Raw genomic sequence first — 23758 nt, 5'->3', positions numbered from 1 at the left:
TCCGGTTGCTTGGTCATCGGGATTCCAGCCAGGCGGCGATCGCCTGCCAGACCAGGCCCATCATGTCGGGCCGGACCATGTCCGCGTGCCCGCAGGGGATGGACACTTCCGTCATCCCGCCGAGGATGTAGGGCGCCCACTTCGCGGTGAGCGGCTCGTCCTCCGATGCGTTGTCGGTCGAGGCGAGGACCAGGGCGTCGCCGTCGAACCGCCCGGTGGTGTGCGCCCCCCTGATCCGGGTGTTGTTCTCGAAGGCCCGCGCGAACACGGCGATCTCGTCGTCGGAGAATCCGCCGAGCAGGGGCCCGTACTCCGCCCGCAGCACGTCCTCCCACGGCTCGCCCCCGTCGGAGGGCGTGCCTCCGGCGGCGCGGACCTCCTTGAGGATGTCGTCGAGCGGGAACGAGTCCATGATGACCAGGGCCGCCACCTCCTCGCCCTGGTCCCGCAGCTGAACGGCGATCTCGTGCGCCGGGGTCGCGCCGAAGGAGTAGCCGACGATGTGGTACGGGCCGGCCGGCTGGACGCGCCGCATCTGCTCGATGTAGTCGGCGGCCATCTCCGTCACCGAGCCCGCGAACGGGGACTGTCCGTCGACGCCCCGGGCCTGGAGCCCGTACACGGGCCGGTCCTCCGGCACATGCCGGGCCAGAGGCATGTAGCTCCAGCTCAGCCCGCCGGCCGGGTGGACGCAGAACAGGGGCGGCCGGTCACCGCCACCGCGGATCGTCAGCAGCACACCGAGGGAGTCCCGCACCGACGACAGGGTGAGCGTGCCGAGCAGGGCGGTCACGGTGGGTGCGGCCATCACATCCTGTACGGAGGTGATGATGCCCCGCGCCTTCAGGCGGTGCACCAGCGCCACCGCGAGCAGCGAATGCCCGCCCAGGGCGAAGAAGTCGTCGTCCACACCGACTTCGGGCAGCCCCAGGGTCTCGGCGAACGCCTCGCGCATGGCCTGTTCCAGCACGGCGAGGGGTCCGTCCGCGACGGCGCCGCCCGCTCCGTACACGAGGTCGGGCGCGGGCAGTGCCTTGCGGTCCAGCTTGCCGTTGACCGTCAGGGGCAGGGTGTCCAGTTCCACGAACGCGGAGGGGACCATGTACGACGGCAGTCGGTCGGCCACGTGCTCGCGGACGGTTTCGGTGATCGAGGTGCCCTGCTCGCCGTGGTCTCCGGGGTCTCCGTGTTCGCCGGGGACGAGGTAGGCGATGAGCCGCTTGTCGCCGGGGGTGTCCTCCCGTACGACCACGGCCGCCTGTCCGACCGCCGGGTGGGCCGCGAGCACGGCTTCCACCTCACCCGGCTCCACCCGGAAGCCGCGTATCTTGACCTGCTCGTCCGCCCGCCCGACGAACACCAGCCCGCCGTCGGCGGTCCAACGGACCAGGTCGCCGGTGCGGTACATCCGCTCACCGGGCCGGAAGGGGGAGGCCACGAACCATGTGCCCGTGAGCCCCTGCCGGTTGAGGTACCCCCGGGCGAGGCCGGCCCCCGCGATGTACAGCTCTCCTGCCACACCGACCGGAACGGGAGACAGACGGGCGTCCAGGACGTACAGGCGGGTGTTGTCCAGCGGCCGGCCGATCGGCAGCACCGCGTCCACCTCGGCCGCGTCGGTGATCATGTGCTGCGTCGCGCACAGCGTCACCTCCGTCGGACCGTACATGTGTCGTACGGCGACGCCGCTGTTCTCCGCCAGGATCCGGCGGACCGACTCGGCGGGCACGACATCCCCGCCGGTCAGTACTTCGCTGACGCCGGTGAAGCACCCGGGATCCTGATCCGCGAGCACCCGCAGCAGCCCCGCCGTCACATGGACATGCGATACGTCGTGGGCGGCGACGAGATTCCGCAGCCCGGGCGCGTCCACCGCTTCGTTCGGCGCCACCACGACGGTGCCGCCGGACAGGAGCGGAACCCACAGCTCGTAGGAGGAGGCGTCGAAGGCGTGCGGGGCGTGGAACAGCACCCGGGGAGTCGGGCCCCAGCAGCGGTCTCCCGCCAGCCGCACCACATCACGATGGGTCGCCACCACACCCTTCGGCACACCCGTCGACCCCGACGTATACATCACATACGCGGCAGCACCCGCAGGCACCGGACCCGGCAGGACGACCGACCTGCGGCCACGGGCACCCGCCCGCACCACCGGCAGCCCCGCCTCACCCACCAGCGCATGCCCGGCCGTCACACGATCCACGACCAGCAACCCAGCACCCGCGTCCTCCACCACGGCACGCATCCGCGCCACCGGCCACGACACATCCAGCGGCACATACGCGGCACCCGACTTCAACACCGCCAGCAGAGCGACCACCAGCTCCACCGAACGCTCCATCACCACCGCGACCACCGACTCCGGACCAGCACCCCGCGCCACCAACTGCCGCGCCAGACCGTCCGACCGCGCATCCAACTCCGCATAGCTCAGCCGCCTGCCACCCGACACCACAGCCACCGCACCCGGAACAGCGGCCACCCGCCCCGCGAACACCTCGGGCACCGACACATCCGCCACCGCGACCGCAGTGTCGTTGCGCCTGTCGACCAGCTCGGACAGCTCGTCCGGGTCGAGCACGTCCACGGCGAGGAGCGAGCCGCCGGGGGCCTGCGCCAGGGCGGTGACCAGATGGTCCAGGCTGGTGTGGAGCAGGGCGCAGACCTGATCGGGGTCGGCGGGCGCCACGGCGTCCACGGCGATCCTGAAGCCGGTCCCGTCGGCGTCGACGGCCACACCGAGCGGATAGTCGGTGACATCGCGGAAGGACAGCAGCTCGATGCCGTCCAGCGCCTCGGCCGACCCCTGGCCCGCGTCCTGGTTGTGCCGGTAGTTGAAGAGCGAGGTGAACAGGGGGCTGCCGGGCAGACCGCTGGCCGCCTGGGCGAGTGCCAGGGGCGCGTGCTCGTGCACCATCAGGTCGGCGAGCTGGTGCCGGAGCCCGCTCAGCGCCTCCCCGACCGCCGCGCCGGCCAGGCGTACCCGTACCGGCAGCGTGTTCATGTACAGGCCCGGCACCCGGTCGGCGCCCGTGCCCGAGTTCATCCGGCCGAGCACGATCGTGCCGAACACCACGTCGTCGCGGCCCGACAGCGCGGCGAGCGCCCGCGCCCACGCCAGGTGGAAGACCGTCGCCGGGCTCACCCCCAGCGACCGCGCCACCCGCTTCAGCCGGTCCGCCAGAGCGCTGTCCACCTGAAGGTGGGCCTGCGCGGTCGCCGAGCCGTCGCCGTGCACGTCCATGAGCCCGTACGGGGCGGTCGGCTCGGTCAGGTCGCCGAGGAGATCGGCGAAGTACGCCTCGTGCTCCTCCTTCGGCACTCCGAACCGCGCCTGGGCGACGAACTCGCGGAACGGCAGCGGCGGCGGCAGCTGATCGCCCTGGCCGCCCAGGTACGCCCGCAACTCGTCGAGCATCACCCGCATGGCCGTGTGGTCCTGGAGGAGATGGTGGACGCGGAGCACGCAGAGCCAGCGATCGCCCCGCGGATCGGCGGCGGCGATGTGTGTCGACAGCAGCGGCGCCCGGTCGAGGTCCATCCAGCCGTGGACGGCGGCCGCCAGCTGCTCGGCCGGGTCCGGGGCGGCGGGGTCGATCGTCACCTCCTCGACCGGCAGTTCCGCGTGCCGCACGACGACCTGCACCGGCTCCGCGAGCCCGTCGGAGACGATCGCGGTGCGGTAGATGTCGTGCCGGTCGACCACCCACTGCATCGCCGTGAGGAAGTCGTCCAGGCGCTGCCGCGACGCGAACGCGATCGTCGTGGGCGTGACATAGACGTCCGTGGCGCCCCGGTCGACCATCAGGCTGTGGATGAAGATGCCCTCCTGGAGGGGGGCGAGGGGGTAGATGTCCTGGATGTTGGCCGCGCCGCCCGGGACCTGCTCGACCACGCGGTCGATCTCGGCCCCGGTCAGCTCGACCAGGGTGAGCATGTCCGGGGTGATCGCGGTCGCGTCCGCCGGGATCAGGTTCGGCGGAACGGTGACCTGCTCCGGGCCTGCCGCCGCCGCGAGCCCGGCGGGGGTCGGCGTCACGAACAGCGCTCGTACGGATACGGAGACGCCGCGCTGCCGCAGCCACTCCACCAGCGACACCGCCAGCAGCGAATGCCCGCCCAGCGCGAAGAAGTCGTCGTCCACACCGACGTGTTCCAGCCCCAGGACCTCGGCGAACGCCTGGCACAGCACCTCTTCGCGGGCGTCCGCCGGCGCCCGGCCCGCACCACCGGTATAGACCGGGGCGGGCAGTGCCTTGCGATCGAGCTTGCCGTTGGGTGTCAGCGGCAGCGCGTCCAGTTCCACAAACGCGGACGGGACCATGTAGGACGGCAGTCGGTCGGCCGCGTACGCGCGGACCGTTTCGGCGATCGAAGCGCCCTGACCCCCGTGCTCCCCTTGCTCTCCGTGTTCGCCGGGGACGAGGTAGGCGATGAGCCGTTTGTCGCCGGGGGTGTCTTCCCGGACGACCACCGCCGCCCGGGCCACGTCCGGGTGGGCGGCGAGGACGGCTTCGACCTCGCCGGGTTCGATCCGGAACCCGCGGATCTTGACCTGTTCGTCGGCCCGGCCGACGAACACCAGCTCACCTTCCTCGGACCACCGCACCACATCACCCGTGCGATACATCCGCTCGCCCGAACCGCCGAACGGGCAGGCCACGAACCGCTCACCTGTCAGCGCGGACCGTCCCAGATAGCCCCGGGCCAGCTGCGCACCCGCCAGATACAGCTCGCCCACGGACCCCGGCGGCACCGGACGCAACGCACCATCCAGCACATACGCCCGCGTGTTCGCCACCGGACGCCCGATCCGGACCGCAGAACCCTCCTGCACGTCGGCGACCGTCGCCCACACCGTCACCTCGGTGGGACCGTACAGATTGCTCACCGCACCGCTCAGCGCGGCCATCCGCCCGGCCAGCGCACCCGGCAGCGCCTCGCCACCCGCCAGCATCCGCAGCCCGCGCAGTACCTCCGCATGACCACCGAGCAGCGACTGCCACAGCGCCGGCGTCGCCTGCATCACCGTCACACCCGACCGCTCGATGAGCCCGGCCAGCGCCCCCGGATCCCGCACCTCACCCTCACCAGCGAGCACAATCGCCGCACCCGACACCAACGGCACATACAGCTCCAGCACATGGATGTCGAACGACACCGTCGTCACCGCCAGCAGACGATCCCTCTCATCCATCGGGAAACGACCGCCCATCGCCACCACGAAGTTCGCCATCGCGGCGTGCGACACCACCACACCCTTCGGCCGGCCCGTCGACCCCGACGTATAGATCACATACGCCGGATGCCCACCCACCACACCCGAAGACAGATCACCCGAACCCAGCTCCGCCAGCGCGGCAACCGTCCCCGGATCATCCACCACCACCCGCTCCAACCCGTCAGAGCTGAACTGGGTTCCGGTTTCGTGGTTGGTGAGGATGAGCCTGGGGTTCGCGTCATCGAGCATGTACCGGATCCGCTCACCCGGCAGATCAGGCGCGATCGGCAGATACGCACCACCCGCCTTCAACACCGCCAGCAGAGCCACCACCAACTCCACCGACCGGTCCATCACCACCGCGACCACCGACTCCGGACCAACCCCCCGTGCGATCAGCAGCCGCGCCAGCCGATTCGCCCGACCGTTCAACTCCCCGTACGACACCCCCACCCCACCCGACACCACAGCCACCGCACCCGGATCCGAAGCAACCCGCGCCTCGAACAACCCCGGCACCACCACACCCGGCACCACCACCGCCGTGTCGTTCCACTCCTCCAACACCAGCCCACGCTCGACCGGATCCAACACCTCCACACCACTCACCCGCACACCCGGATCCCCGGCCATCACCCCCAACACCCGCACCAGAGCACCCGCCACCCGCTCAGCCGACCCCTGCCCGAACAGATCAGCAGCAGCGATCAGCACACCCTCCAACCCCGCAGGCGCACCCCCCGCATCAAACCGCTCACCCACCGACAGATCCAGATCGAACTTCGCCGACGCCTCACCACCCAACGGCAACGACCCCGCCACCACACCCGGCAACGAAACCCCACCACCAGCACCACCACGGCCACCCGCGTTCTGCAACGTCAACATCACCTGGAACAACGGATGACGCGACAACGAACGCGCAGGAGCCAACTCCTCCACCAACCGCTCAAACGGCACATCCTGATGCGAGAACGCCGCCAACGACACATCCCGCACCCGCCGCAACACCTCACCCACCGACGGATCACCCGACACATCCGCCCGCAACACCAACGTATTCACAAAAAACCCGACCAGATCATCCACAGCCTGATCCGTACGCCCCGCCACCGCCACACCAATCGGCACATCATCACCCGCACCAAGCCGGTGCAAGAGGGTCGCGAACGCCGCTTGGAGCACCATGAACACGGTCACGCCGTGTTCCCGCGCGACCTCCACGAGCCGCGCGTGCACGTCGGCGGGGACCACGACCGGGATCCGGTGTCCACGGTGGGACGCCTCGGCGGGCCGCATCCGGTCCGTGGGAAGCGGCAGCTCGTCCGGTGCGCCGGCGAGGGCGTTCCGCCAGTACTCCACCTGGCGGGACAGCGTGCTGTCGGGATCGTCGGCGTCGCCGAGGAGTTCGCGCTGCCAGAGCGCGTAGTCCGCGTACTGCACCGGCAGCGGCGCCCACTCCGGCTCCGCGCCTTCGCGCCGGGCGGCGTAGGCCACCGCCACATCACGGGACAGCGGTTCCATCGACCACGCGTCACCCGCGATGTGGTGCACCACCAGCACGAGAACATGCTCGCCCGGCGCCACCGCGAACAGCGACGCCCGTACGGGAATCTCCACCGCGAGGTCGAAGGCCTGCCCGACGGCCGTGGCCGTCGCCGTGTCGAGATCCTCCGCCGCCACCTCCGTGAACCGCAGGTCGAAGCCGGTGTCGGCGACCGGCAGGACCCGCTGGTACGGCTCCCCGTCCACCATCGGATAGACCGTCCGCAGCACCTCGTGCCGGCCGATCACATCACGGAACGCCGCAGCCAGCGCCCCCCGGTCCAACTCCCCCGTCAGCTCCAGGACCAGCGGGATGTTGTAGGTCGCGCTCGGGCCCTCCAGCTGGCCGAGGAACCACAGACGGCGCTGCGCGAACGACAGCGGGACCCGCTCCGGCCGCTCCCACGCGGTCAGGGCGATCCGTCCGGGCCGCGCCTGGACCAGCCAGCGCGCCAGGGCCGCCGGGGTCGGCGCGTCGAACAGCGCCCTGACCGGCAGCTCCACGTCCAGTACCGCGCGTACGCGGCTCACCAGCCGGGTCGCCAGCAGGGAGTGGCCGCCGAGGGCGAAGAAGTCGTCGTCCACACCGACCGACGGCAGCCCGAGGACCTCGGCGAACGCCTGGCACAGCAGTTCCTCACGGGCGTCGGCCGGCGCCCGGCCCGCACCCGTGCCGTAATCCGGCGCTGGCAGCGCCTTGCGGTCCAGCTTGCCGTTGGGCGTCAGCGGCAGCGCGTCCAGTTCCATGATCGCCGAGGGGACCAGATAGGACGGCAGGCGTCCGGCGGCGTGCTCCCGTACCGTCCCCGCCAGATCGTCAACGGTGTTCTCGCCGGCCACCACATAGGCCACCAGCCGCTTGTCGCCAGGGGTGTCCTCGCGGACCAGCACCGTGGCCTGGCCGACCGCCGGGTGGGCAGCGAGCACGGCCTCGACCTCGCCGGGTTCGATGCGGAAGCCGCGTATCTTGACCTGCTCGTCCGCCCGCCCGACAAACACCAGCCGGCCGTCGGCGGTCCGCCGCGCCCGGTCACCCGTCCGGTACATCCGCTCCCCGGACCCACCGAACGGGCAGGCCACGAACCGCTCACCGGTCAGCGCGGACCGGTTCGCATAGCCGCGCGCCACGCCCGGACCCGCCACGTACAGCTCACCGGCCACACCGACCGGCACCGGTGCCAGGCGGTCGTCCAGGACGTACACCCGGACATCCCCGATCGGACGGCCGATGGGCGGGGTCTCCCCCGGCCGGAGCGGGTCGCTCAGCGTGCACAGCACGGTGATCTCGGTCGGGCCGTACGCGTTCACCATGCGGCGGCCGGGCGTCCAGCGTTCCACCAGCTCGGCGGGGCAGGCTTCCGCGCCCACCACCAGGGTGACCAGCGCGTCGCCGGTCACATCGGGCACGGTGGCGAGGACGCTCGGCGGGATCAGCGTATGGGTGATCCGTTCCGTCAGCAGGACATCGGCCAGTTCCCGCCCCATCAGCGGGCCCTCGGCCGCCGGAACGACCAGGGCCGCGCCGCACGAGAACGCCATGATCAGTTCCATCACCGAGGCGTCGAAACCGAGGGAGGCCAGTTGCAGGACCCGGCTGTCGGCGTTCAGCGCGAACGACTCGACCTGGGCGCGGGCCAGACCCGCGATCCCGGTGTGCGTGACCACCACACCCTTCGGCCGCCCGGTCGAACCGGACGTGTAGATCACGTACGCCGGGTGATCCGGGAGCAACCGGGTGACGCGATCGCCGTCCGTGACGGCTTCGCCGGCCAGGCCCGCCAGCTCCGCGTCCGTCTCCGCGGTGCCCAGCACCGTCACGGGTGCGTCTCCGGGCACGAGCGAGCGGGACCCCGGGCTCGTCAGCACGTGCGCGGGCCGGATGTCCTCGAACATGAGCCCGATCCGGCCGGCCGGGAGAGCCGGATCGACGGGCAGGCAGGCCGCGCCCGCCTTCATGACCGCCAGGAACGCGACCAGCGGTTCGGCCGAGCGCTCCATCACCACCGCGACCACCGACTCCGGCCCTGCCCCCCGTGCGATCAGCAGCCGCGCCAGGCGGTTCGCCCGGACGTCCAGCTCCGCGTACGACAGCTCGACCGTGCCGTGGACCAGCGCCGTCGCGTCCGGTGTCCGCTCCGCCTGTGCAGCGAACAGGTCGGCGACCGGCATCCTCGGCACGTCCAGGACCGGACCGGTCCCGTCTTCGAGGAGCCGCCGGTGCCCGGCCGGGTCCAGCACCTCCACCTCCGCGAGCCCTGTGCCCTCCGCCCGGTCGAGGACGGCGGCCAGATTGTCCAGGCAGGTGCCCAGCAGGGCGCAGACCTGGTCGGGGTCGGCCGGCGCGACCGCGTCGACGGTCAGGAGGAACCGCTCCCCCACGTCGTCCACGGACACGGTCAGGGGGTAGTTGCTCTGCTCGCGGTATCCGAGCAGGGCGATCCCGTCGACCGCGTCGTCCTGAGCGTCGCCGGCGCCGTCCTGAGCAGCGCCGTCCTGGGCGGCGCCGGAGGTGTCCCGGGCGTCGGCGGGTACACCCGCACCGCCCGGCGTCGCGGTGAACCGGTAGTTGAAGAGCGAGGTGAACAGGGGACTGCCACCCGGAACACCGCTGGCCGACTGCGCCAGCGTGAGCGGCGCGTGCTCGTGCACCATCAGCTCGGAGAGCTGGTCCCGCATCGCCGACAGCGCCGCACCGGCCCCGGTCCGGTCGAGGCGGACGCGCACGGGCAGCGTGTTGATGAACGGACCGAGCGCCTGCCGGGCGCCGACCGTGGTGTTCATCCGGCCGAACAGGATCGTGCCGAAGACCACGTCGTCGCGGCCCGACAGGGTGCCGAGGACGCGGGCCCACGCCAAATGGAAGACCGTGGCCGCGCTGACCCCCCGCGACCTGGCCAGCCCTCGTACGCGTGCGGCGAGCGTGTCGTCCACCCAGTGCTGGGCGCGCGCGGTCGCCGTGCCGTCGCCGTGGACATCCGTCAGGCCGTAGGGGGCGGTGGTCTCGGTGACGTCCCCGAGCAGTCCGGCGAAGTACCGCTCGTGCTCCTCACGCGCCGTACCCAGCCGGGTCTGCGCCACGTACTCGCGGAACGGCACCGGTTCGGGCAGGTCGGCCGCGCGCCCCGACAGGATCGTGCGCACCTCGTCCAGGAGGGCGTCCAGGGCGGTGTGGTCCTGCACCAGGTGGTGGATGAGCACCAGGGCCAGCCATCGGCCGGTGCCCGGCTCGGGGGCGATCCGCACCCGCATCAGCGGGGCCCGGTCCAGCGCGCCCCACGCCCCCGCTTCCGCGATGAGCCGTTCCGCCGGGTCCCCGCCGGCGCCGAGGGCGACTTCGTCCACCGGCAGTTCGGCGTTGCGGACGACGACCTGCACCGGCTCGCGCAGCCCTTCCCAGACCACCGCCGTGCGGTAGGTGTCGTGCCGGTCGACGATTCGCCGGAGGGCCGCCAGGAAGGAATCGAGGAGGTTCCGCGAGTCGAAACCGACCACGGTCGGGAGGACGTACACGTCCGCGTCGTCGCGCCCGGCCATCAGGTGGTGGAAGAACAACCCCTCCTGGAGGGGGGCGAGGGGGTAGATGTCCTGGATGTTGGCCGCGCCACCCGGGACCTGCTCGACCACGCGGTCGATCTCGGCTGCGGTGAGATCGACCAGGGTGAGCATGTCCGGGGTGATCGCCGTCGCGTCCGCCGGGATCAGGTTCGGCGGCACGACGACCTGCTCCGGGCCTGCCGCCGCCGCCAGCCCGGCGGGGGTCGGCGTCACGAACAGGGCCCGTACGGATACGGAGACGCCACGCTGCCGCAGCCACTCCACCAGGGACACGGCCAGCAGCGAATGCCCGCCCAGGGCGAAGAAGTCATCGTCCACGCCGACGTGTTCAAGGCCCAGGACCTCGGCGAACGCCTGGCACAGCACCTCCTCACGGGGGTCGGCCGGCGCCCGGCCCGCGCCTGTCACATAGTCGGGCGCGGGCAGTGCCTTACGGTCCAGCTTGCCGTTCGGTGTCAGCGGCAGCGCGTCGAGGACGACGACCGCCGACGGCACCATGTACGACGGCAGCCGATCAGCGGCGAACCCCCGTGTCATGTCCTGCAACCCGTCGGTTTCGGGGTTGCGGGGGACGAGGTAGGCGATGAGCCGCTTGTCGCCCGGGGTGTCCTCCCGGACGACCACCGCCGCCCGGACCACGTCCGGATGGGCGGCGAGGACGGCTTCCACCTCGCCCGGCTCGATCCGGAACCCACGGATCTTGACCTGCTCGTCGGCCCGGCCGACGAACAGCAACTCACCCTCCTCGGACCACCGCACCACGTCACCCGTGCGATACATCCGCTCACCCGACGCCCCGAACGGGCACGCCACGAACCGCTCACCCGTCAGGCCCGCGCGTCCCAGATAGCCCCGGGCCAGCTGCGCACCCGCCAGATACAGCTCACCCACGGACCCCGGCGGCACCGGACGCAACGCACCGTCCAGCACATACGCCCGCGTGTTCGCCACCGGACGCCCGATCCGGACCACGGAATCCTCGACGTCGGCGACCGTCGCCCACACCGTCACCTCGGTCGGACCGTACAAGTTGCTCACGGCACCGCCCAGCGCAGCCATCCGCCCGGCCAGCGCACCCGGCAGCGCCTCGCCACCCGCCAGCAGCCGCAGCCCGCGCAGTACCTCCGCATGACCGCCCAGCAGTGACTGCCACAGCGCCGGCGTCGCCTGCATCACCGTCACACCCGACCGCTCGATGAGCCCGGCCAGCGCCGCCGGATCCCGCACCTCACCCTCAGCGGCGAGGACGACCCCGGCGCCCGACACCAAGGGCACATACAGCTCCAGCACATGGATGTCGAACGACACCGTCGTCACCGCCAGCAGACGATCCTCCCCGTCCATCGGGAATCGGCCGCCCATCGCCACCACGAAGTTCGCCATCGCGGCGTGCGACACCACCACACCCTTCGGCCGGCCCGTCGACCCCGACGTATAGATCACATACGCCGGATGCCCACCCATCACACCCGAAGGCAGATCACCCGAACCCAGCCCCGCCAGCGCAGCGACCGTCCCCGGATCATCCACCACCACCCGCTCCAACCCGCGCCCGGAACCAGAACCGGATTCGGAGTGGGAGTGGGAAGCGGAATCGGAATCGGAATCGGCCCAGGGGACGGTTTCCTCGATCCGGGTTCCGGTTTCGTGGTTGGTGAGGACGAGCCGGGGGTTCGCGTCGTCCAGCATGTACCGGATCCGCTCACCCGGCAGATCAGGCGCGATCGGCAGATACGCACCACCCGCCTTCAACACCGCCAGCAGAGCCACCACCAACTCCACCGACCGGTCCATCACCACCGCGACCACCGACTCCGGACCAACCCCCGACGCCACCAGCAACCGCGCCAGGCGGTTCGCCCGACCGTTCAACTCCCCGTACGACACCCCCACCCCACCCGACACCACAGCCACCGCACCCGGATCCGAAGCAACCCGAGCCTCGAACAGCCCCGGCACCACCACACCCGGCACCACCACCGCCGTGTCGTTCCACTCCGTCAGAACCCGCCCACGCTCGACCGGATCCAGCACCTCCACACCACTCACCCGCACACCTGGATCCCCGGCCATCACCCCCAACACCCGCACCAGAGCACCCGCCACCCGCTCAGCCGACCCCTGCCCGAACAGATCAGCAGCAGCGATCAGCACACCCTCCAACCCCGCAGGCGCACCCCCCGCATCAAACCGCTCACCCACCGACAGATCCAGATCGAACTTCGCCGACGCCTCACCACCCAACGGCAACGACCCCGCCACCACACCCGGCAACGAAACCCCACCACCAGCACCAGCACGGCCACCCGCGTTCTGCAACGTCAACATCACCTGGAACAACGGATGACGCGACAACGAACGCGCAGGAGCCAACTCCTCCACCAACCGCTCAAACGGCACATCCTGATGCGAGAACGCCGCCAACGACACATCCCGCACCCGCCGCAACACCTCACCCACCGACGGATCACCCGACACATCCGCCCGCAACACCAACGTATTCACAAAAAACCCGACCAGATCATCCACGGCCTGATCAGTACGCCCCGCCACCGCCACACCAATCGGCACATCATCACCCGCACCAAGCCGGGACAGGACCACGGCCAGCGCGGTCTGCACCGTCATGAAGAGGGTCACGCCGTGTTCCCGCGCCACTTCCAGCAGCCGGGCGTGTACGTCGGCGGGGATCTCGACGGGGGCGAAGCGGCCTTCGTAGGACGGCGTCGCCGGGCGGGGCCTGTCGGTCGGCAGGGCGAGTTCCGCCGGCGCTCCCTCCAGGGTGTTCCGCCAGAAGGCGATCTGCTGGGAGATCACGCTGTCGGGGTCCTCCTCGTCGCCGAGGAGTTCGCGCTGCCAGAGCGCGTAGTCCGCGTACTGCACCGGCAGCTCCGGCCAGACGGGCTCCGCGCCTTCGCGCCGCGCGGCATACGCCACCGCCACATCACGGGACAGGGGCGCCATCGACCACGCGTCACCCGCGATGTGGTGCACCACCAGCACGAGAACATGCTCGTCCGGCGCCACCGCGAACAGCGACGCCCGTACGGGAATCTCCACCGCGAGGTCGAACGCGTACCCGGTCACCCGGGTCACCGCATCGGTCACCCCGGCGGCGTCGATCTCGACAACCGGCAGGTCGAAGCCGGTTTCGGTGACCGGCAGGACCCGCTGGTACGGCTCCCCGTCCACCATCGGATAGACCGTCCGCAGCACCTCGTGCCGGCCGATCACATCACGGAACGCCGCAGCCAGCGCCTCCCGGTCCAACTCCCCCGTCAGCTCCAGGACCAGCGGGATGTTGTAGGTCGCGCTCGGGCCCTCCAGCTGGCCGAGGAACCACAGACGGCGCTGCGCGAACGACAGCGGGACCCGCTCCGGCCGCTCCCACGCGGTCAGGGCGATCCGTCCGGGCCGCGCCTGGACCAGCCAGCGCGCCAGGGCCGCCGGGGTCGGCGCGTCGAAGAGGGCGACGATCGCCATCTCCACGCGGAACGTCGCACGAATCCGGCTGACGAGGACTGTGGCCAGCAGGGAGTGGCCGCCGAGGGCGAAGAAGTCGTCGTCCACACCGACCGACGGCAGCCCGAGGACGTCCGCGAACGCCTGGCACAGCAGTTCCTCACGGGCGTCGGCCGGCGCCCGGCCCGCACCCGTCGCGTAATCCGGCGCGGGCAGCGCCTTGCGGTCCACCTTGCCGTTGGGCGTCAGCGGCAGCGCGTCCAGCTCCACGAGCGCCGACGGCAGCATGTACTCCGGCAACCGCTCGGCAGCATACGCGCGGACGGTGACACTGACGGAAGCGCCGGGCTCACCCGGCACCAGATACCCGACGAGCCGCTTGTCCCCGGGCGTGTCCTCGCGGACCAGCACCGTGGCCTGACCGACCGCCGGATGGGCCGCGAGCACGGCCTCGACCTCGCCCGGCTCCACCCGGAACCCACGGATCTTCACCTGCTCGTCCGCACGCCCCGCGAACACCAGCCGACCGTCCGCCGTCCAACGGACCAGGTCACCGGTCCGGTACATCCGTTCGCCCGCCGCCCCGAAGGGGCACGCCACGAACCGCTCACCCGTCAGCGCGGACCGGTTCGCATAACCCCGGGCGAGGCCGGCGCCCGCCACGTACAGCTCACCGGCCACACCGACCGGAACGGGAGACAGACGGCCGTCCAGGACATACACACGGGTGTTGTCCAGGGGCCTGCCGATCGGCAGCACCGCGTCCACCTCAGCGGCGTCGGTGATCTCATGCTGCGTGGCGCACAGCGTCACCTCCGTCGGACCGTACAACTGCCGCACGCGGACCCCGGCGTTCTCCGCCAACACCCTTCGCACCGACTCGGCGGGCACGACATCCCCGCCGGTCAGTACTTCACTGACGCCCGCGAAGCACCCCGGGTCCTCATCCGCCAGCACCCGCAGCAGCCCCGCCGTCACATGGACATGCGACAGGTCATGAGCAGCGACGAGACGCCGCAGTACGACCGCGTCCACCCGCTCATCCGGAGCGATCACCACCGTCCCACCCGACAGAAGCGGAACCCACAACTCGTATGAGGAGGCATCGAACGCGTGCGGCGCATGGAACAACACCCGAGGCGTCGAACCCCAGCAGCGGTCCCCCGCCAGCCGCACCACATCACGATGGGTCGCCACCACACCCTTCGGCACACCCGTCGACCCCGACGTATACATCACATACGCAGCCTGCCCCGGCGACCACTCCTGCGGCGGGGCCGACTCCGCCGGCTCCGCCCCGGCCGCCGGCTCGACCGGGACCACCGGGAGACCGGCACCGCTCAGGATCTCGTGTGCGGCCGTCGGGCCGTGCGTCACCAGCCAGCCCGCGCCCGAGTCCTTCACCACGGTCCGCATCCGTGCCACCGGCCATCCGAGGTCCAGCGGCACATACGCGGCACCGGCCTTCAGTACGGCCAGCAACGCCACCACCAGCTCGACGGACCGCTCCACCAGCACGGCGACGGTCGACTCCGCACCCGCACCGGCGGCCGCCAGACGCGCCGCCAGCCGGTCCGAGCGGGCGTCCAGCTCCGCGTACGACACCTCCGTGCCGCCGGAGACCAGGGCCACGGCCTCCGGGGTACGGTCCGCCCACGCGGCGAACGCGGCGGGCACGGTGACATCGGGCACGTCCCGGCCCGTGTCGTTCCACTCGACGTGCAGCAGGTGCCGCGCCCGCGCGTCCAGGACGTCCACTCCGTCGAGCGGCGTGTCAGGGGCCTCCGCCAGGGCGGTGACCAGATTCCTCAGGCTCGTGTGCAGAAGCGCGCAGACCTGGTCGGGGTCGGCGGGCGCCACCGCGTTGACGGTGATCGCGAAGCGGGGTCCGTCGTTGTCGATGGAGACGTGGAGCGGATAGTTGGTGTGCTCCCGGGTGAAGACCGTCCGGATGCCCTCGATCTCCTCCCCGGGCTCCGTCTCGTCCTGGTTGTGCCGGTAGTTGAAGAGCGAGGTGAACAGCGGGCTGCCGCCGGGCAGGCCGGCGGCGGCCTGGGCCAGGGCCAGCGGCGCGTGCTCGTGGACCATCAGCTCGGCCATCTGGTGGCGCATGCCGGTCAGGGCCTCGGACACGCTCCGCCCGGCCAGTCCCACCCGTACCGGCAGGGTGTTGATGAACAGGCCCGGCGCGCGGTCGGAGCCGGCACCGGCGTTCATCCGGCCGAAGAGCAGGGTGCCGAACACCACGTCGTCACGGCCGGAAATGGCGCCGAGGACGCGGGCCCACGCCAGATGGAACAGGGTCGCCGGGCTCACCCCGAGCGTCCGGGACACCGTACGCATCCGCTCGGTCAGCGTGTCGTCCACCCACAGCCGGGCGTGCGCGGCCGCTTCGCCGTCGCCGTGCACGTCCATGAGGCCGTAGGGGGCGGTGGTCTCGGTGATGTCCCCGAGGAGTCCGGCGAAGTAGCGCTCGTGTTCCTCCCGCGACGCCCCGAGCCGTGCCTGGGCGACGAAGTCGCGGAACGGGACCGGCGGCGCCAGCCGGTCGGCCGCACCGGTCAGGAATGCCCGCAGGTCCTCCAGCAGCACCTCCATCGTGGTGTGGTCCTGGATGAGGTGGTGGATGCGGAGCAGCATCAGCCACCCGCCGTCCGAGCCCTCGGCGATGTGCGCCCGCAGCAGCGGCGCGCGGTCCAGCTCGATCCAGCCGCCCACCGCGGTGCGGAGCTGCTCCACCGCTTCGGGGCCGGAGGCGTCGAGCGGGACCTCCTCGACGTGGAGTTCGGTGTGCCGCCACACGACCTGGACCGGTTCGCGCAGCCCTTCCGACAGGATCGCGGTCCGGTAGATGTCGTGCCGGTCCATCACCCAGCGCAGCGCGGCGACGAAGTGGTCCAGCCGCTCCCGCGAGTCGAAGTCGAGCACGGTCGGGGTCACGTAGACGTCGGTGCCGTCGCGGTCGGCGACGAGGTGGTGGAAGTAGATGCCTTCCTGGAGGGGGGCGAGGGGGTAGATGTCCTGGATGTTGGCCGCGCCGCCCGGGACCTGCTCGACCACGCGGGCGATCTCGACCTCGGTCAGGTCGACCAGGGTCAGCATGTCCGGCGTGATCGCCGTCGCGTCCTCCGGGATCAGGTTCGGCGGGACCTCGATCCCGCCCGTGCCCGCCGCCGCGGCCAGTCCGGCGGGGGTCGGCGTCGTGAACAGCGCCCGTACGGATACCGGCACGCCGCGCTGTCGCAGCCACTCCACCAGCGACACCGCGAGCAGTGAATGCCCGCCCAGCGCGAAGAAGTCGTCGTCCACACTGACCGATGACAGCCCCAGCACCTCGGCGAACGCCTGGCAGAGCAGTTCTTCGCGGGCGTCCGCCGGTGCCCGGCCCGCGCCACCGGTATAGGCCGGGGCGGGCAGTGCCTTGCGGTCCAGCTTGCCGTTGACCGTCAGAGGCAGGGTCTCCAGGAGCACCACCGCCGACGGCACCATGTACGACGGCAGCCGGTCCGAGGCGAACCCGCGCACGACCTCCGCCAGCCCATCGGCGACCACACCGTCACGGGGTATCGCGTAACCGACCAGGCGCAGGTCGCCCGGGGTGTCCTCGCGGACGACCACGGCCGCCCGGGCCACGTCCGGGTGGGCGGTGAGTGCGGCTTCGACCTCGCCGGGTTCGATGCGGAAGCCGCGGATCTTGACCTGGTCATCCGCACGGCCCCCGAACACGAGCCGGCCATCCGCCGACCACCGGGCCCGGTCACCCGTCCGGTACATCCGCTCACCGGGCCGGAACGGAGAGGCCACGAACCGCTCACCCGTCAGGCCCGCGCGTCCCAGATAGCCCCGGGCCAGCTGCGCACCCGACACATACAACTCACCCGTCACACCCACCGGAACCGGACGCAACCACTCGTCCAGCACCACCACCGAAAGCCCCGCAAGACCCCGGCCAATCACACTCCCACCCGAAACACCCGGCCCGGGGGACACATCCACATGCGTCACATGCACGGTCGTCTCCGTGATCCCGTACATGTTCACCAACCGCGGCCCACCACCCCCCAGCCGCTCCCCCCAACCCGCCAGACGATGAGACTCCAGCGCCTCACCACCGAACACCACCACCCGCACACCACCCAGACCAGCACCCACACCCACACCAGCACCGGCCCCCACCAGCTGATGGAACGCCGACGGCGTCTGCGACAACACCGTCACACCCTCACGCACCACCAACCCCGCGAACTCACCCGGCGACCGCGACACCTCGAACGGCACCACCACCACCCGCCCGCCATGCAGCAACGCCCCCCACAACTCCCACACCGAGAAATCGAACGCGAGCGAATGGAACCAACTCCACACATCACCCGCGCCGAACCCCACAACCCCCCGAGCCGCCGCGAACAACGCCACCACATTCCGATGCGGCACCACCACACCCTTCGGACGACCCGTCGACCCCGACGTGAAAATCACATACGCGGGGTGGTCCGGGCGCACGGCCCGGCGCCGTGCCGTGCCGCTCGCGTCATCTGCCTCGGAACCGACGGTCCCGGAACCGGAACCGGAACCGGAACCGTCGACCCCGGAACCGTCGGCCAGGACGACCGGCACCGCCACCGGGAGGGCGTGCCTGCTCGCCACGGACGTGACGACACACACCGCCCCCGCCTCCACCAGTACGGATTCGATCCGCTCGGCGGGGTTCTCCGGGTCCAGCGGCAGATACGCACCGCCGGCCTTCAGCACGGCCAGCACCGCCACGATCAGCTCGGCGGAGCGCCCCATCAGCACGCCGACGACGTCCTCCGGGCCCACCCCCCGGTCGGTCAGGTGCCGTGCCAGTCGCTCGGCGCGCGCGTCCAGCTCCGCGTAGGAGACCTGGACCTCGCCGTCCGTCACGGCGATCGCGTCCGGCGTCCGGGCCGCCTGCGCCTCGAACAGCTCCGGCAGCGTCGTCTCCGCCACCGGGACCGCCGGGTCCTGCCATCCTTCGACGAGGAGGGACCGTTCGGCCGCGTCCAGCATGTCCACCGCGCCGAGACGCAGCTCAGGGCGGTGTGCCAGCTGGTCCAGCACGCGGACGAGCCGGGCGGCGATCCGGTCCGCCGTGTCCGGGTCGAACAGATCGGCGGCCGCGATGAGCGTGCCGCGCATCCCGGCCGGGTTCCCCGCCGGATCGAAGGTCTCCGTGAAACCGAGGTCGAGGTCGAACTTCGCGGGCACGGTGCCCGTCGGCAGGACGGAGATCTCCAGGCCGGGCAGTTCCGCCAGGCCCCCGCCGCCGGCGCGCGCGGTGTTCTCCAGTGTCAGCATCACCTGGAAGAGCGGGTGCCGCGCCAGCGAACGGGCCGGTGTCAACTCCTCCACCAGCCGCTCGAACGGCACGTCCTGGTGGGCCAGGGCGGCGAGCAGGCTCTCCCGCGCCCGCCCCAGGGTCTCCGCGAACGTGGGGTTCCCGGACAGGTCGGTGCGCAGGACCAGGGTGTTGACGAAGAATCCGGCCAGCTCGTCCAGGGCCTGGTCGGTGCGTCCCGCGACCGCGGTCCCGATCGGAACGTCGGTGCCCGCGCCCAGCCTGCTCAGCACGGTCGCCAGCGCGGCCTGGAGCACCATGAACACCGTCACGCCCTCGGCGCGCGCCACCTCCAGCAGCCGCCGGTGCAGCTCGGCCGGGATCCCGACCTCGGAGAGGTGGCCCCGGTAGGACAGCTCCGCCGGACGCGGCCTGTCGTACGGCAGCTCCAGCTCCTCGGGCGCGCCGGTGAGCGCGGTCCGCCAGTGGTCCACCTGGCGTGAGATGAGGCTGCCGGGGTCCTCCTCGTGGCCGAGGAGTTCGCGCTGCCAGAGCGCGTAGTCGGCGTACTGCACCGGCAGCGGTGCCCACAGGGGCTCCTCGCCCCCGCGGCGCGCCGCGTACGCCACCGCCACATCACGGGACAGCGGCTCCATCGACCACGCGTCACCGGCGATGTGGTGCACGACCAGCACGAGGACATGCTCGTCCGGTGCGACGGCGAACAGCGACGCCCGTATCGGTATCCCCGTCATCAGATCGAAGGCGTACGCCGCCGCGTCCGCGACCGCGCCGGCCAGGCCGTCGGGCGAGACCTCCACGACGTCCAGCGCGAACGGTGTCTCCCCGACGGGCAGGACCCGCTGGTAGGGCACGCCGTCGGCCAGCGCGAAGACGGTGCGCAGCACCTCGTGCCGCTCGATCACGTCGCGCAGGGCCGCCGCGAACGCCTCCCGGTCCAGCTCTCCCGTGAGCCGCAGCGCCAGCGGGATGTTGTAGGTCGCGCTCGGGCCCTCCAGCTGCCCCAGGAACCACAGGCGCTGCTGGGCGAAGGAGAGCGGGGGGCGTGCGGGGCGTTCGCGTTCCACCAGCGCGAGGCGGGCGGGGCCGCCTGCCGCGGCGAGCCGGGCCGCGAGCCTGCCGGGCGTCGGCGCCTCGAACACCGTGCGGATCGGCAGTTCGGCGTCGAGGGTGACGCGTACCCGGCTCACCAGCCGGGTCACCAGCAGGGAGTGGCCGCCCAGGGCGAAGAAGTCGTCGTCCACGCCGACCGACGGCAGCCCGAGGACGTCCGCGAACGCCTGGCAGAGCAGTTCCTCACGGGCGTCGGCGGGCATGCGTCCGGCGCCACCGGTGGTGTAGGTCGGCGCGGGCAGCGCCTTGCGGTCCACCTTGCCGTTCACGGTCAGCGGCAGCACGTCGAGTTCCACGAACGCGGACGGGAGCATGTACTCCGGCAGTCGGTCGGCGGCGTACGCGCGGACGGTTCCGACGATCGAAGCGCCCTGCTCCCCCTGCTCTCCGTGTTCGCCGGGGACGAGGTAGGCGATGAGCCGCTTGTCGCCAGGGATGTCCTCGCGGACGACCACGGCCGCCTGCCCGACCACCGGGTGGGCCGCGAGTACGGCTTCCACCTCGCCCGGCTCCACCCGGAAGCCGCGTATCTTGACCTGCTCGTCCGCACGACCGACGAAAACCAGCCGGCCGTCCGCAGACCACCGCACCTGATCCCCGGTCCGGTACATCCGCTCACCGGGCCGGAACGGAGAGGCCACGAACCGCTCACCCGTCAGCGCCGACCGCCCCACATACCCCCGGGCGACTCCGGCCCCGGCGACGTACAGCTCACCGGCCACACCCACGGGCACCACGTTCAGCCCGTCGTCCAGGACATAGACGGAGGTGTTGTCCAGCGGCCGCCCGATCGGCAGCACCGCGTCCACCTCAGCCGCGTCGGTGATCTCGTGCTGCGTGGCGCACAGCGTCACCTCCGTCGGACCGTACAACTGCCGCACGACCACACCGGCGTTCTCCGCCAACACCCGCCGCACCGACTCCGCCGGAACCACATCCCCGCCGGTCAGTACTTCACTGACACCGGTGAAGCACCCCGGGTCCTGGTCGACCAGCGCCCGCAGCAGCCCCGCCGTCACATGGACGTGCGACAGCCCGTGCTCCGCGACCAGCCGCCGCAGTGCCACCGCGTCCAGCCGCTCATCCGGCGCGATCACGACGGTGCCGCCCGACAGAAGCGGAACCCACAGCTCGTACGAGGACGCATCGAAGGCGTGCGGCGCATGGAACAGGACACGGGAGGCCGAACCCCAGCAGCGGTCCCGCGCCAGGCCGACGACATCGCGATGGGTCGCCACCACACCCTTCGGCACACCCGTCGACCCCGACGTATACATCACATACGCGGCAGCGCCCGCAGGCACCGGACCCGGCAGCCCGACGGCCGTGTCCGATGTGGCGTGGACCGATACCGCGGAGACGCCGAGTTCGAGGCCTGCCGTCGCCTCGTGCACCAGCACCAGGCAGGCGTTCGCGTCCTCCACCACCGCGCGCAGCCGGGGCGCGGGCCAGCCCGCGTCCAGCGGCACGAACACCCCGCCGGCCTTCGAGACGGCCAGGAAGGCGACGACGAGGTCGACGGACCGTTCCATCGCCACCGCGACGGTCGACTCCGCGCCCACACCGGCAGCCACCAGCACCCGTGCGAGAGCGTCCGAACGCGCGCCCAGCTCCGCGTACGACACCTCAGTGTCGCCGTGGACCAGGGCGATCGCGTCCGGTCCCGCGGTCACGCGGGCCGCGAACGCCTCGGGCAGTGATACGTCCGAGAACGGCACCGCGGTGTCGTTCCACCCGTCCACGAGCGCGGACAGACCGGTCCCGTCGAGTACGTCCACCGTACGCAGCGGAGTGGCCGGTTCCTGTGCCAGGGCGGAGGTGAGGGCGTCGAGGCAGGTCACGAGCAGCGCGCCCACCTGCGCCGGGTCGGCGGGCGCCACCGCGTCCACGGTGATGGCGAAGCCGGACTCGTCGGCGTCGACCGCCACGGCGAGGGGGTAGTTGGTGAGGTCGCGGGCGGAGACGATCCTCATCCCGTCGAGTTCGGTCCCTGTCTCCCGTGGCCCGGCCGGGCTGTAGCGGTAGTTGAAGATGGAGCTGAACAGAGGGCTGCCGCCGGAGAGTCCGCTGGCGCCCTGGGCGAGTGCCAGCGGGGCGTGTTCGTGGGCCAGCAGGTCCGCGAGCTGGTGCCGCAGGCCGCCGAGGGCCTCTCCGACACCCCGCTGGTCGACCCGTACGCGTACGGGCAGGGTGTTGATGAACAGGCCGGGCACGCGGTCCGCGCCTTCGCCGGCGTTCATCCGGCCGAACAGGACGGTGCCGAACACCACGTCGTCCCGGCCGGAGACGGCGCCGAGGACGCGGGCCCACGCCAGGTGGAAGACGGTGGCCGGGCTCGCTCCGAGGGAACGTGCCACCTCGTGGACTCGGCCGGCGAGGGCGTTGTCGACCCGCAGGTGGGCCTGTTCCGATCCTGTGCCGTCGCCGTGGACGTCGGCCAGCCCGTAGGGGGCGGTGGTCTCGGTGACGTCCCCGAGGAGTCCGGCGAAGTGGCGCTCGTGTTCCTCCTGCGGTGTGCCGAGCCGGGCCTGGGCGACGAATTCGCGGAACGGGACCGGCGTCGGGAGCCGGTCCGCCCGGCCGCCCAGGTATGCCCGCAGGTCGTCGAGGAGCACATCCAGGGTGGTGTGGTCCTGGAGCAGGTGGTGGATGCGGAGGAGGCCCAGCCACCGTTCGCCGCCCGGGTCGGCGGCGACGCGTACGTCCATCAGCGGCACCCGGTCCAGGTCCATCCAGCCGCCGGCCATGGCCAGGAGCTGTTCGACGGGGTCGGTGCCGTCCGGACGGAGGGTGACCTCCTCGACCGGTATGTCCGCGTGGCGTACGACGACCTGCACCGGTTCGCGGAGGCCTGCCGAGGCGACCGCCGTGCGGTAGATGTCGTGGCGGTCCACCACCCACTGCATCGCCGTGAGGAAGGCGTCGAGGCGCTGGCGCGATCCGAACTCGATGACGGTGGGCGTCACGTAGACGTCGGTGCCGTCGCGGTCCGCCATCAGGTGGTGGAAGTGGATGCCTTCCTGGAGGGGGGCGAGGGGGTAGATGTCCTGGATATTGGCCGCGCCGCCGGGGACCTGTTCGACCACGCGGTCGATCTCGGCTGCGGTCAGGTCGACCAGGGGGAGCATGTCGGGGGTGATCTCGACAGCGCCTTCGGGGATCAGGTTCGGCGGAACGGTGACCTGCTCCGGGCCTGCCGCCGCCGCCAGCCCCGCAGGGGTCGGCGTCGTGAACAGGGCCCGCACCGACACCGACACACCACGCCGCCGCAGCCGCTCCACCAGCGACACCACCAGCAGCGAATGACCGCCCAGCGCGAAGAAGTCATCGTCCACACCGGCCCGTTCCAGGCCCAGGACCTCGGCGAAGACCTCGCAGATGACCTCCTCCCGGGCCCCCGCCGGCGCCCGGCCGGCACCACTGGCATACGTCGGCGCGGGCAGCGCCTTACGGTCCAGCTTGCCGTTCGCGGTCAGCGGCAGGGTGTCCAGCACCACCACCGCCGACGGCACCATGTACGACGGCAGCCGGTCCGCGACAAA

General features: G+C 71.5%; 1 protein-coding gene. It reads right to left on the bottom strand.

What is annotated here, in order from left to right; all coding sequences use genetic code 11:
• Window positions 1–13: 13 nt before the first annotated feature.
• Window positions 14–23728: a non-ribosomal peptide synthase/polyketide synthase gene (locus SYYSPA8_RS11210; protein WP_456115160.1), complete on the bottom strand. Its 23715-nt coding sequence runs from the start codon at window positions 23726–23728 to the stop codon at window positions 14–16.
• Window positions 23729–23758 lie beyond the last annotated feature (30 nt).

The organism is Streptomyces yaizuensis (genome assembly GCF_034961445.1).
Taxonomy (GTDB): Bacteria; Actinomycetota; Actinomycetes; order Streptomycetales; family Streptomycetaceae; genus Streptomyces; species Streptomyces yaizuensis.
Note: the sequence above shows the minus strand (reverse complement) of the source record. Positions and strands in the feature narration are given on the sequence as shown.